General features: G+C 40.9%; 8 protein-coding genes. 4 read left to right on the top strand and 4 right to left on the bottom strand.

Features of this window, described 5'->3' with window-relative positions; translation table 11 throughout:
• Positions 1–93: 93 nt before the first annotated feature.
• On the bottom strand, positions 94–1,401 hold the full coding sequence (gene msrA, locus CWB77_RS02315; protein ID WP_138621160.1) for a peptide-methionine (S)-S-oxide reductase MsrA: 1,308 nt from the start codon (positions 1,399–1,401) through the stop codon (positions 94–96).
• A gap of 178 nt (positions 1,402–1,579) precedes the next feature.
• Here msrA and pxpB point away from each other — a divergent pair, with 178 nt between their 5' ends.
• The 4 genes from pxpB to CWB77_RS02295 all read left to right on the top strand — a co-directional run bounded on the left by pxpB (position 1,580) and on the right by CWB77_RS02295 (position 7,515).
• Positions 1,580–2,239, top strand: a complete 660-nt coding sequence (gene pxpB, locus CWB77_RS02310; RefSeq protein WP_055013293.1) for a 5-oxoprolinase subunit PxpB — start codon at positions 1,580–1,582, stop codon at positions 2,237–2,239.
• A complete protein-coding gene (locus CWB77_RS02305; RefSeq protein ID WP_075169259.1) occupies positions 2,232–3,170 on the top strand; it encodes a 5-oxoprolinase subunit C family protein in 939 nt (312 codons plus the stop codon). Before pxpB ends, CWB77_RS02305 begins: the two co-directional genes overlap by 8 nt.
• Before the next feature lie 320 nt (positions 3,171–3,490).
• Positions 3,491–5,158: an asparagine synthase B gene (asnB, locus tag CWB77_RS02300; protein ID WP_138621157.1), complete on the top strand. Its 1,668-nt coding sequence runs from the start codon at positions 3,491–3,493 to the stop codon at positions 5,156–5,158.
• Positions 5,159–5,934: 776 nt separating this feature from the next.
• Complete coding sequence (locus CWB77_RS02295; protein ID WP_010389940.1) at positions 5,935–7,515, top strand: BCCT family transporter; 1,581 nt, start codon at positions 5,935–5,937, stop codon at positions 7,513–7,515.
• A 77-nt stretch (positions 7,516–7,592) separates the two neighbouring features.
• On the opposite strand, the gene CWB77_RS02290 is transcribed toward CWB77_RS02295, so the two are convergent.
• The 3 genes from CWB77_RS02290 to CWB77_RS02280 form a co-directional block, all read right to left on the bottom strand.
• Complete coding sequence (locus CWB77_RS02290) at positions 7,593–8,294, bottom strand: 3'-5' exonuclease (protein WP_138621155.1); 702 nt, start codon at positions 8,292–8,294, stop codon at positions 7,593–7,595.
• Between the two features lie 3 nt (positions 8,295–8,297).
• Positions 8,298–10,193, bottom strand: a complete 1,896-nt coding sequence (locus tag CWB77_RS02285; protein WP_138621153.1) for a putative nucleotidyltransferase substrate binding domain-containing protein — start codon at positions 10,191–10,193, stop codon at positions 8,298–8,300.
• 93 nt (positions 10,194–10,286) lie between these two features.
• Positions 10,287–13,370 carry an efflux RND transporter permease subunit gene (locus tag CWB77_RS02280; protein WP_075169261.1) on the bottom strand — a complete coding sequence of 1,028 codons (3,084 nt, stop codon included), beginning with the start codon at positions 13,368–13,370 and terminating at the stop codon, positions 10,287–10,289.

Raw genomic sequence — 13,370 nt, 5'->3', positions numbered from 1 at the left:
TTGTGTGTGAAGATGTTGTCAATTGAAATGCAGCGCCCTTTTTTAAGTGTCGCTGCTTTTTTTTGCTTAAAATTTGCCTATTTGCTAATTAGCTTAAACATCATCTGTTCTGTTTATTTCATCGCGAGCAACAAACTCTAAGACAGTGGCATTAATACAAAATCTATCTTGACCATTTGGCCCTTCACCCGGGAATAAATGCCCTAAATGAATCCCGGTACTTTTAGATTTAAGCTCGATACGTTGCATGCCCCAACTGTTATCTTCATGCTGCGTTACGCTGTCTTTTACAGGATGTGTAAACGACAACCAGCCAGTACCCGAATTAAATCTGTCGCGGGTATCAAACAAGGGTTCACCACTGAGTTTATCGATAAAAATGCCATCGGGGGTGTTTTTAAAAATAGCGTATTCTTTGCAATATGGGCTGTCGGTTTTAGCGTTAAACGCTACTTTATAAGCTTCACTGTCACCGAGTTTAAATGCACCTAGCGCTTTATAAAACAGCTCGGCATCCATATAACCTTGGCGAGAATACACTTCTACTCCATCTTCTAAAAATAGTATGGTGGGTGTAGCCCACGTAGCCGATTTGATGGTTAAGCCATTAAGCTGATCAGCATGGCGAAATGTCATTGGTATTGTGCCTTTATAGTCATTGGCTACCGCCGCTTTAAATTTTTCACAGTAAGGGCAGTAATCACGAGAGTCTAAAATAACAATTTGCTTGCCAGTTAACAATGCGGTGTTATCAAGCTGCTGCTTTTCATCTTGACTAAAAACAACGCCGGTTGAATGGTCTGGGCAATAACCGTTTGGATTTTTTTCAAGGTAATTTTGATGATACTCTTCAGCAGAATAAAATTGCTCTAGTGGCTTAATTTGTGTAGCTATTGTTCCATAACCTGCTTTGGTGAGTAACTGCTGGTACTGCTGTGTTACAGCAATCGCGGTGTTTGCTTGCTCGTCACTAGTAGTTAAAATAATAGAGCGATATTGTGTACCTACATCATTACCTTGGCGGTTTTTTTGAGTCGGATCGTGGCTTTCGTAATAATTTTGCAGCAGCTCTTTTGCCGAAATAATATTGCTATTAAATGTAACCTGCACCACTTCAGCGTAGTTATCTTCATCAAAGCGACGCGATAGCTTAGTTATATTCCTGTAGGTTGGTTTAAACCCATGCCCATCGGCATAGCCCGACTCTGCATCGAGTACCCCATTAAGTGCTTCATAGCGTTTTTCTGCCCCCCAAAAACAACCCGAGCCAAGCACTAGCTTTTCTACATGCATGGTGGCATTTAAATCACTGGATTTAGTTACCTCATCTGACGAGATAGCGCTCATCGTACTTAGTAATCCAAACACAGCAAATGTAGCTAATATTAACCCCTTAAACATACGATTACCTCTTAGTTTTAGTTACTCTAAAGCAGACCTGTAAACCCAACAATAAATTTCACACACAACAAAACTTTACGAATGAGGAAGTTAATTCGATCCGAGCTTGTCTATTAATATCGTAATAGTACAGCGACTGTGATAGCTTAAATGTAATTAATATTAATGAGTTATCGGTATGAGCATGATTCCTAGTATAAAAATTTTAACGAACTCTAGCCTGCTTTTTGATGTTTCTCACTACAGCGAACCACACATACTTGCGACGCAAAAAAAGCTTTGGGCACTCGCCCAACACTGTAAAAATAGTAATGAGTTTATTGATTTAGTACCGGCTATGAACTCATTAACTTTGTATTTAAAGTCTTCAGAAATGCTCCATAAATGGCACAACACCTTAGCTAAGTTATGGGAGGAAGTGGATGATTACCCGTTTGATAGCCAGCACCACCAAATTAATACCTACTACCAAGGTGAAGATTTAGATTACGTAGCTAACTATCATCAACTCACAATTGATGAAGTGATTAACTTACATAGTAAAGAGTTATATCACGTTCTATTTTTAGGCTTTGTTCCCGGTTTTCCTTATTTACATGGGCTCAACTCACGGTTATTTACCCCAAGGCGCGATAACCCGCGAGTGAGTGTACCTAAAGGCGCAATTGCTATTGGAGCAGACCAAACTGGTATTTACCCTGAAGATTCGCCAGGTGGTTGGCATATTATAGCTCACACTGATGCCTGCTTATTTGATTCTAAAGCGGCTAATCCTTGCTTATTTAAACCTGGCGATACCATAGAGTTTGTGCCTGTAAAAGGAGTAAGCAATGATTAAAGTAATCAAGAGCGGTATTCAACTAACAATCCAAGATTTAGGCCGTGTGGGTTTTCGACATTTAGGGGTAAGCCGCTCAGGCAGCCTTGATACCTATGCACACATTATTGCGAACCGTTTATTAAATAACACCGACAACGCTGCCGTGCTGGAATTAACCGTGGGTTTATGCGAACTGCAATTTCAGTGTGATACCGTTATTGCCCTTCATGGAGCCGACCTCAAAGCAACCCTTGATGGACACCCACTTTATCCAGGCTGGAGTTACCCAATAAAAGCAATGCAAACACTTAAATTTGCAACTGGCCGTGGTGGCTCCCGTGCTTATATTGCAGTAAAAGGCGGTATTGAATGCCCAGAGGTTATGGGTTCTAAATCTACCGATTTAGGGGCAGCCATTGGAGGCTTTAATGGCCGTGCACTGCAAAGTGGCGATGTGGTAGCCATAAGTCCTTATACTAAACCTTGGTTATGTAATAAGGGCGCCCTTACCCCGCCAAAACGTAATATTATCCGTTTACATGTTGGTCCTCATTATGAGCTACTAACACCCGAGTGCATTAATGCTTTTTGTGATACCGCATTTACTATTAATCCAAATAGTAATCGTATGGGCGTACGCCTAGACCATAAAAATGCTGATATTATGCAACATACACTTTCATTGCCCTCTGTAGCCGTAGCACCTGGGAGCATACAGCTTCCACCTGATGGCAATCCTATAGTGTTATTAAATGACGGGCAAACAACGGGGGGTTATCCTTTAATAGCGCATGTGATAGAAGCCGACTTACATCAGTTTGCACAATTTAGAACTGCCGATCCAATCACCTTTGAATTTGTATCACTTGAGCAAGCAAATGCTGCAAAAAATAAGCTCGATGCTCACCTAGCACAACTTAAGCTGAGTTTAAGCCGCTACTGGGATTAATTAATAGTGCACTCACGCTCACTCACTGAGTAACTCAACCGCTATTTATTTATTTTTCGCTTTGCACTTTCTTGGTGCAGGGCGAGCTAATTGTTGCAATTTAATTTAACTTTAACGTAATTTTAAATTAAAAATTGCACATTGCATTTTAATCTCCTTGTCAATATCACCACATTGGTGCAACGCCAGTTTATTTGGTGCATAAATTATTCTTATTATTTTAAAAAAGCCGTGTGACTTAGGTATTTATTTCTGATAAAACAAGGTTAGTCTTTAGCAAACTCGCTATCGTAGGCACTTAATAGGAATGAGGAAAAATTATGTGTTCAATATTCGGCGTACTCGATATTAAATCGGATCCCAGCCAGTTACGCGCTCAGGCAATCGAAATGTCCAAACTGCTTCGCCACCGCGGGCCTGATTGGTCAGGGGTGTATTCATCAGACAAAGCAATTTTAGTGCACGAACGCTTAGCAATAGTTGGCGTATCAAGCGGTGCGCAACCATTATACAACCCAGAAAAAACGCATATTTTAGCGGTAAATGGCGAAATTTATAACCACAAAGAGCTTGCCGCTAATTTAGAAGTCGAGTTTGATTTTCAAACCCAGTCAGATTGTGAAGTTATTTTAGCCCTGTATAAACAAAAAGGGCCTGCATTTTTAGATGACTTAAATGGTATTTTTGCCTTTTGTTTATATGATGAAGAGCAAGATGCTTATCTAATTGGTCGCGACCACATTGGTATTATTCCACTGTATACAGGCCACGACGAGCATGGCAACTTTTATGTAGCATCAGAGCTAAAAGCGCTTTCACCTATTTGTAAACATATTGAGGAGTTCCCACCAGGGCATTACCTTTACAGCAAAGACGGTAAATTAACACCTTACTACCAACGTGATTGGCAAAGCTACGACGCAGTGAAGAACAACGATGCCAAGGCAGAAGATGTAAAAGATGCTCTAGAAGCCGCGGTAAAACGCCAACTAATGTGTGACGTACCCTACGGTGTATTACTATCTGGTGGATTAGATTCGTCGGTTATTTCAGCTATTACTCAACATTTTGCCGCAAAACGTATTGAAGACAACGATGAAAGTGATGCTTGGTGGCCTAAACTGCATTCGTTTTCAGTGGGTTTAGAAGGCTCACCCGATTTAGCTGCAGCGCAAAAAGTGGCTGATATGATAGGCACTATTCACCACCCTATTATTTTTACTATTCAACAAGGTATTGATGCTCTTAAAGAAGTGATTTATCACATTGAAACCTATGATGTAACTACTATTCGTGCCTCAACCCCTATGTACTTAATGGCACGCCAAATTAAAGCTATGGGCATTAAAATGGTGCTTTCAGGTGAAGGAGCCGATGAATTATTTGGTGGTTATTTATATTTTCATAAAGCACCCAATGCACAAGAGTTTCATGAAGAGCTAAACCGTAAAGTATCAAAACTGCATATGTTTGATTGTTTACGTGCTAATAAATCAATGGCTGCTTGGGGTGTTGAAGCACGCGTGCCATTTTTAGATAAAGAATTTGTTGATGTTGCAATGCGCATCAACCCAGAAGCTAAAATGTGTAAAGACGAAAAAATTGAAAAGCATATTTTACGTGCTGGCTTCGACGGCTACCTTCCAGACGAAGTGTTATGGCGTCAAAAAGAACAATTCTCTGATGGTGTTGGCTACAGCTGGATTGATACTTTAAAAGAGTATGTGAATGAGCAAGTAACGGATCAAGAACTAGCGAATGCTAAATTTAAATACCCAATTAACACGCCAGATTCAAAAGAAGCGTATTTTTACCGCCGTATTTTTGAATCGCACTTCCCGGGCGATGCCTCTGCTAACTGTGTACCACATGGTAAATCAGTAGCATGTTCAACCCCCGAAGCACTGGCGTGGGATGCATCTTTTCAAAATAATGCGGATCCATCTGGACGCGCCGCTGGCGTTCACAATGAAGCATATAAAAAATAGTTACCCCCCTATCTACGCTGCAGCTTAAAAACTGCAGCTTTTCTTCGCTGTCTTTGTGAATAATTTCTTGAAAATTTTATTCCACTAAAAGAAGTGAATGAGAAATCAAAACCATTCAATTTAATCATTCATGTTTAATCACTGTTATTTGTCACTTCTTTACAAGCGCAGCGTTTCTTTGCCATTTTTGTAAATTAAATCGCAAAGGTGAAATAAACCTTTGACCAATTTAGTTTAAACAGTAAGATTTAGTCGCTTTTTATAAAAACTATTTCAATCTCGCTTTTTCATTAACCTCATGAAAATATTTATCTAGCTCATTATCCAAAATCATAAAAACATAGTTAAAATGTCATTAAAAAATCATTTAATAAATGAATAGTGATTTTAAAACGCTGAGTTAGTTTTTACGTATTCAATAGCGTTTTTTTAGTTATTTACTTGTCTGATTAGGCCGAATATTCATTCACTTAGCTTTGCATTCAATGCTATATACGACTATAAAATAATTAGCTGACACATTAGTTATCTTTTGTTCAGCTGCCAGATATGTACAATAAAAAGACAAAAGTAGCTTAAAGTTTTGCCAAAGTGTTAAATCTTTTGCATTTAATATTTAACTCCCCTATTAGTAAAGGTATGATGGGCAATTAAATTAGTTAGTCTTCTAACTATTCGTGTTATTAGCTTTAGTTATAAATCTAATAAGACGAATACAGTGAACTATAAAAAACTGGCATTAAGCCAACCTGTTTCATTAACCAATGAGGTATTGCATGAGCGAGAATCATGACAAGTACAGTATTGATAATACGGACTACACCGTAGGTCAAGACAACGTACAAAAGTGGGGATTTGATATACATAACCCTGTATTCGGGATCAGTGCAGGGTTAATAGCACTTTTTTTAATCGCCGTACTAGTGTCAGATGCCGAAGTAGCTAAAACAACACTAAATGGTATCAAAACCGATATTATTAATAATTTTGACGGCTTATTTATGTGGGCTGCCAACTTCTTTGTTATTTTTTGTTTAGTTTTAATTTTTTCACCATATGGCAATATCCGCTTAGGCGGTGACGATGCTAAACCATCGCATTCTCGTATTTCTTGGCTGGCAATGTTATTTGCTGCAGGTATGGGTATTGGCTTAATGTTCTGGGGTGTTGCTGAACCAGTTGCATACTACACTGGTTGGTATGAAACGCCGCTCAATGTAACAGCTAACACACCAGAAGCCGCGAAAATGGCAATGGGTGCAACTATGTTCCATTGGGGTCTTCACCCTTGGGCAATTTATGCTGTAGTTGCGCTTTCGTTAGCATTTTTTACTTACAATAAAGGCTTACCGCTTTCTATTCGTTCGATTTTTTACCCAATTTTAGGTGATAAAGCGTGGGGGTGGCCTGGTCACATAATTGATATTTTAGCTGTATTAGCAACCTTATTTGGTTTAGCAACGTCACTTGGGCTAGGTGCACAACAAGCTTCTGCCGGTATTAATCATGTATTTGGTTTTGAAGGTGGCGTAGGTTCACAAATTCTGGTTATTACAGGTGTTACGTTACTAGCAGTCGTCTCTGTTATTAGAGGCATTGATGGCGGCGTTAAATTACTTAGTAACGTAAATATGCTCATTGCTTTAGTATTACTAGTATTTGTATGTTTAGTTGGTTTTGCGGTCTCTATGGGTAATATCCCTAACACGGTAATGGGGTATGTAGAGAACATTATTCCATTGAGTAACCCACATGGCCGTGAAGATGAAACATGGATGCATGGTTGGACAGTATTCTACTGGGCTTGGTGGATTTCATGGTCACCGTTTGTAGGTATGTTTATTGCGCGTGTTTCGCGTGGTCGTACAATCCGTGAATTTTTAACCGCGGTATTACTTATTCCAACAGCGGTTACTATCCTGTGGATGTCTATCTATGGTGGCATCGCAATTGACCAAGTAGTTAATGGTATTGGTGCTCTTGGGACTGACGGTCTAACAAGTGTCCCTATGGCGATGTTCCAAATGCTTGATGAAATGCCAATGGCGAGTGTGCTTTCTTTCATTGCTATTGTATTAGTACTGGTATTCTTTATTACTTCTTCTGATTCAGGATCACTTGTAATTGATTCAATCACAGCAGGTGGAAAAATTGATGCACCGGTACCACAGCGTATTTTTTGGGCTACTGTTGAGGGCGCAATTGCTGCTGCATTACTTTGGATTGGTGGTACTCAAGCGATTGAAGCACTACAAGCTGGGGCTATTTCAACCGGTCTACCGTTTACCATTGTTTTACTATTAATGTGTGTAAGCTTAATTTTAGGTTTACGAACTGAGCCTCGCCCAGTTAAATAACACCCTACATTAAAAAACGCCGCTAATTGCGGCGTTTTTTTTACTCTATTTTTCCTATAATATTTTATAACGTTTCGCTAAAGCCAAATTTCACTTAGTGGTGTATCTAACCGATAATGATAACTCAGCTGAGCTTGCAGTAATTCTGCGGTGGCTAAAGCGTCAGTCAGTGCATTATGGTTTTGATACAATGGCAAGGAATAACGCTCCCTTGTATCACTTAACCGTAATGAGCCTAGTTTTGTATTAAATAGCCTACCTAGTAGCCCTTGACGCGCTCTAAGCGCTCGCCTTTCAATTTCCATAGTGTCGACTAGAGCAAATTCAATCCCTTCTTTTATACGTGTGAGCAGCGCATTATAAAAAAAGTGGCGCTCAATGGCGGCATAATGCACCACCACCACTTTCCCTTTAAGTGCATCAAGAAGTGGGGCTAAAATTCGATTGAGGTCGGGAGCTTCGTCCACTTCTGAGTGGGTAATACCATGGATAACAATCGACTCTTCACTCAAATCTCGTCGTGGTTGTACTACCCAATGGTGGCTCTCTTTACAGTAAATACGATTAACATTGAAAGGCACTAACCCCACACTAACAATATCATCGGTATTAGCGTCCAGACCTGTTGTTTCAAAATCTAGCGCCACAAAAGGTACATCTTTAAGTGGAGCAGTCTGATTGGTAAATGCCAGCTTATAAAACTCCTTAAGCAACGAGTTTTGCGCACTATGTAAAAGCTGCTCGTAACGACGTGGCCAATCTAACGGTGATTTAGCCATAACTTATTTCACACCTGAATGAGCAGAATAACTAAACTTTAAAAAGCTTTGCGCTTTTTCTAAAATCGCAAAAGCTTCTTTTAAATTACTTTGCTCAAATGGTGAGAGTAAATGCGGGTCTAAATCATTATCGGGCGCTTCCCCCTGCTCTATCTGCCATGCCTGATGGCGAATACGTACAGTGGCAATATATTCAAATGCATCACGCAAATCTTGTGCTTTGCCTTTGGGTAATAAGTTAGCCTCGATAATATCCTCTAAGCGCTCAAACGAATTTTGTTTACGTGAACCGACCGCTAATGCATGAACGCGAACCACATCAGATAGCGGCGCTGTACCACGACGTTTTAAGTTCATTGAGCGCTTATGTTGGCCATTGTGCTCAAGTACAAAGCCGTTAAAAAATCCCAATGGTGGCGTTCGATTGCGAGCATTAGCAGCAAGGTTAGCTAAAAAGCGTTTATTTACTTTGCTTTCTTTTGCCACCAGCGTTTTAAGCTCATCGGCCCACTTTAACTTACCCCACACACCATCTAAGTCAAAGAATATCGAGCTATTGAGCAGTGCTTGCGGTTTGGGCTCGGCCATCCAGCTAGCAAATTTTTCTTGCCATTGTTCGCGGGTCATACGCCATTTTTTAAACGAGGCCATAATTTCACCATCACAATAGGTATAGCCACACTTAGCTAAGCCATCACACACAAAGTCTGATAAGTTTTGAAAATACTCATCGTGCAATACCTCATCGAAACTATTATCTAAAATCAGTGCATTATCTTGATCGGTTACAATTAACTGCTCATCCCGTGCCATTGAGCCCAGCGCAATAAAACAATAAGGAATGGGCGGCTCGCCAAATTTTTCTTCTGCTAGGGCTAATAGGCGCTGTTTAAAGGTACGTCCTATTACTGCCATAGCGGTCCCTATCATATGCGAATTAGCATCTTCGTTTACCATACGCACAAACACATTAGGTAATTGGCGGGCGTAATGAACTAAGTCATCAACCGATTGTTGAGCTAAAATACCGCGTACTAACAATAAGCTACTTTGTGATTCATAGCGTAAAATATCAGATAGCGATATCACCCCTATTGGTCGCTTTTTATGTACCACAGGTAAGTGATGTAAGTTATCTCTTAGCATGGCTAAAACAGCTTCAAAAACGTAAGAGTTACTATCGAGCAAAACCAACCCTGAGGTCATTACCTCCTTCGCCGGCGTATCAAACGTAAGTCCTTGGGCAACAACTTTGGTACGGATATCTCTATCTGTGATGATCCCGACGACTTGACCGTCATCCTCTTCTGGATCGTCGCTTATTTGTTTTTCTATATCAGTAACAAGTACTGAAGAGACCGATTCTTGTGTCATCAAAAACGCGACGTCTTGTATGGGGGTTTGTGTAGTAACAGTGACTACATCGCGATGTAATAATGATTTAACTTTTGCGGTGGTTAAATCATTGCTGTCGGCTTGCTCTACTATCGCTTGGTGCAAGCGTACGTTGCCATCCACTTCGAAAAAGTCGGCAAAGGTTTCGTATTTATCACAGTATTCGTTGAAGGTATTAACATTAATACAATACGTTAAGGTATCTTCAAGTGCACGAGCTGGAAACCGCACTTTGCGGTTCATCAATAAACCCATTTGGCCAAAAATACCGCCTGTAGCTAAGCGGTTATAGAGTTCACCATTACGGCGTGAAATCTCAACTGAGCCACTACGAATAATATACAAGTCACTAATATCTTGCCCTAAATGCAGGATATCAGTTTCGGCACGAAAGTAAGCAACCTCTATTTGCATTGCTAATTCGTTCAATGCCTCAGTAGGAAGCGTATCAAATGGGGGATGTTCAACTAAAAATTGGGCTATTTCAACTTGCTCGGCCTGCATAGGGAATCCTTGTGGCGTGAATCTAGTTGAATTGTGAGCCTAATTGGCTATTTTTTCAAAGAAAAATAGCCAATTTACGTAAATAGTTAGCGATTAATTATCTACTTGCTCTAACTCCTGCGCTAATTGTTTTGACTCATCGCCGCGAGGGCTGGTAAAACGTGCAAGTCCTAAATAAATCACCGGTGTTAAATAAAGCGTAAACAATACCGCTAATGCTAGTCCACCAAACACCACCCAGCCAATCGCATTACGCGCCTCAGCGCCCGCACCTGTTGACATAATAAGCGGTAATGCACCCAATAAAGTAGAAATTAAGGTCATGGTAATGGGTCGTAGGCGTACCAGTGCAGCTTGTTCAACCGCTTTTCGAACACTAAGCCCGTTATCTCTTAATTGATCAGCAAACTCGACCAATAAAATTGCGTTTTTCGCGATTAAACCAATAAGCATTACCAGACCAATTTGCGAATAAATATTGAGTGATGTGCCGGTTAAGTACAGTGCTAAAATAGCGGATGTAATACCAAATGGCACAGTAATCATCACCACAATGGCGCTGTTAACGTTTTCAAATTGTGCTGCCAATACTAAAAATACAATTAAAAATGCCAATACATAGGTCATCAATACTTCGTTTGAGGTCTCTTCAAATGTCAGAGCTTCCCCTTTAAACGCTAGGGTAATACCTGCTGGTAATGATTGCTCAGACACTTGTTTTATTTGCTCTACCAGTGTGGCAATGGTTAAACCTTCGGGTAATTCCATGCTTAATTCTATGGCACGTCGCTGAGCATGGCGCTCAAGCTCTGCAGCTACACCTTCCTCTGTAATATTAGCTACACTACTGAGCGGTACTAATTGATTATCGCGGGCGCTTACATATAAATTTGCTAAATCACTGGGGTCATTAATGGTTTGATTTTGAGCCTGTAACATAATTGGTATTGACTGATCGCCAATATTTAAATCGGCTATATCGTCGCCATTAATGGCAGCTCTTAAAGTAATGGCTATATCACTTAACGATACACCGAGCTCTTCTGCGCGTCGTCTGTCTATATTGACGCGAAGTTGTGGTTGCGATGGCTGATACGATACGCGAACCGGTGCAACTTCAGGTACTGCTTTTTCAAGATCTGCTGAAAACTGCTGTGCAGCTTTAAATATTTCAAGGTAATCTTGCCCCAGCAAAGCAATTTCGATTCCGCCACCTTGGCCACGTAAATTTAAACTATTAGCGCCTCCTGCGTATGCGGGTGCTCCAGGAATATTCATTAGAGGCTGACGAATTTTATTGATGATTTCTTGTTGACTAAAGTTACGTTCATCCCAGTGCTTTAAAGGTACAGTGATGAACACAATATTAGGATCCCACTGACCAACAACCGTGTAAATAGATTCAATTTCACCGCTTTCGACGAAAGGCAGCAAAGTGTCTTCCATTTTAATGGCTTGCCTGTCCATAAAGTTTAAGCCTACGCCATCTGGCCCACGAGCAAATATTCTAATCTTACCGCGATCTTCTGTTGGTAATAGCTCGTTATCTAAGCTCATATACAATGCACCTGAGCCGCCTGCCACTAATAAACAGGCAATAAAAGTTAGCCACGCATGATCGAGTACTTTATGAATTGTTTTGGTATATAAATTAGCAAGTACGTTACCAAACTTAGCAAATGGATGAAAACCGCCTTGCTTAAGCTTTAGCTTAGAGGTAAGTGCTGGCACTAACGATAACGCAACAAAGCTTGATATGATCACTGCACCGGCAAGAACACCGCCAAACTCTCTAAATAAACGTCCTGCTGTTGATGGTAAAAAAGCGATGGGAACAAACACAGCTGCTAATACCGCCGTGGTGGCAATAACGGCAAAAAATACTTCACGCGTACCTACCACTGCGGCCGCACGCCTGCCAAGCCCTAATCCTCGCTGGCGTTGAATATTTTCACTCACCACAATCGCATCATCAACGATTAAGCCAGTAGCAAGTACAAGCGCGAGCAAGGTTAAAATATTTATGGAGAAGCCCAATGCCCATATCAGTGCTAACGAGCCTATCAAGGCAACCGGAATGGCAAATGCTGGCACTAAGGTTGCACGCCATGAGCCAATAAACACCCATAAAGTAATGATCACTAGCAGCACTGTGAGCACTAATGAGTTAATAACTTCATCCACTGAACTTCTAATAAATTGTGCATCATCTGATGTTAAGGTAAATTCCATCTGAGGAAAGCGTTCACGCATTCCCTCTATAAGCTTTAGAACTTCATCTGATATTTCTATGGTGTTAGATTGCGCTTGGCGGATAATTTCCATACCAATAACGGGTTTACCATTGAGCCTAACCATAGAGCGCGGATCGGCCGGGCCAAAATATACCGCGGCGATATCGCTAATACGGGTATCACCACGAATGATAATATCACCGACTTGATCTGGTGTGACCGAGGTAGCATCAGCACGCACAATGATTTGCTGATCGTTTGATTTTAAACTTCCTGCAGGCACATCAAAGGGAGCTTGCCTGAGAACGTCAGCAACATCAGGAATAGTTAAATTAAAGCTACTGAGCTTAAGCGGATCTATACGTACTCTAAGCACTCTCTCTCTATCACCGTTTAAGCGCACATCAGCAACACCGGGAATAGTTAAAAACTGTGGTGCTAAGTCAACATCAACTCGCTCGGTTAATGCCTCTAACGATAAACTCTCACTTGATACGGTGAGTGATACGACCGCCTCAGCATCATTATCGGCTTTTATAATGGATACACGCTCAACCTCTTCTGGGAGCTCTCTTTGCACTCGCGAAACTGACTCGCGCGTTTCATTAGCGGCATCATCCAGATTAACACCAGGTCTAAATTCAACCACAATACGTGAGCTGCCTTCTTCACTTTGTGCACGAATAGATTTAACTCCACTCACACGGGCAACAGCACCTTCAAGTTTGCTGGTGACTTCAGTGTCAACGGTTTCTGGGGAACCACCTGGAAACGAAGCTGATACCGTAATACGCGGCCTATCTACATCAGGAAGCTCTCGCACTTCTACGCCAGCTATAGCGGCGATACCGGCAATAATTATTAATAAATTAAGCACCACAATAAGTACAGGGCGGCGAATTGCCATAGACGGCAAGTCTTGCATCATAGGTTGCTGTTTCAT

The sequence above is a fragment of the Pseudoalteromonas sp. S1610 genome (assembly GCF_005887465.1).
Taxonomy (GTDB): domain Bacteria; phylum Pseudomonadota; class Gammaproteobacteria; order Enterobacterales; family Alteromonadaceae; genus Pseudoalteromonas; species Pseudoalteromonas undina.
The sequence above is the reverse complement of the archived record's forward strand: the minus strand, read 5'-3'. Positions and strand labels throughout refer to the sequence as shown.

Coding starts and splice junctions, on each gene's coding strand:
- pxpB (WP_055013293.1), top strand. CDS start 1,580: ATGAGCATGATTCCTAGTATAAAAATTTTAACGAACTCTAGCCTGCTT.
- CWB77_RS02290 (WP_138621155.1), bottom strand. CDS start 8,294: ATGGCTAAATCACCGTTAGATTGGCCACGTCGTTACGAGCAGCTTTTA.
- msrA (WP_138621160.1), bottom strand. CDS start 1,401: ATGTTTAAGGGGTTAATATTAGCTACATTTGCTGTGTTTGGATTACTA.
- CWB77_RS02285 (WP_138621153.1), bottom strand. CDS start 10,193: ATGCAGGCCGAGCAAGTTGAAATAGCCCAATTTTTAGTTGAACATCCC.
- CWB77_RS02305 (WP_075169259.1), top strand. CDS start 2,232: ATGATTAAAGTAATCAAGAGCGGTATTCAACTAACAATCCAAGATTTA.
- CWB77_RS02295 (WP_010389940.1), top strand. CDS start 5,935: ATGAGCGAGAATCATGACAAGTACAGTATTGATAATACGGACTACACC.
- asnB (WP_138621157.1), top strand. CDS start 3,491: ATGTGTTCAATATTCGGCGTACTCGATATTAAATCGGATCCCAGCCAG.
- CWB77_RS02280 (WP_075169261.1), bottom strand. CDS start 13,370: ATGAAACAGCAACCTATGATGCAAGACTTGCCGTCTATGGCAATTCGC.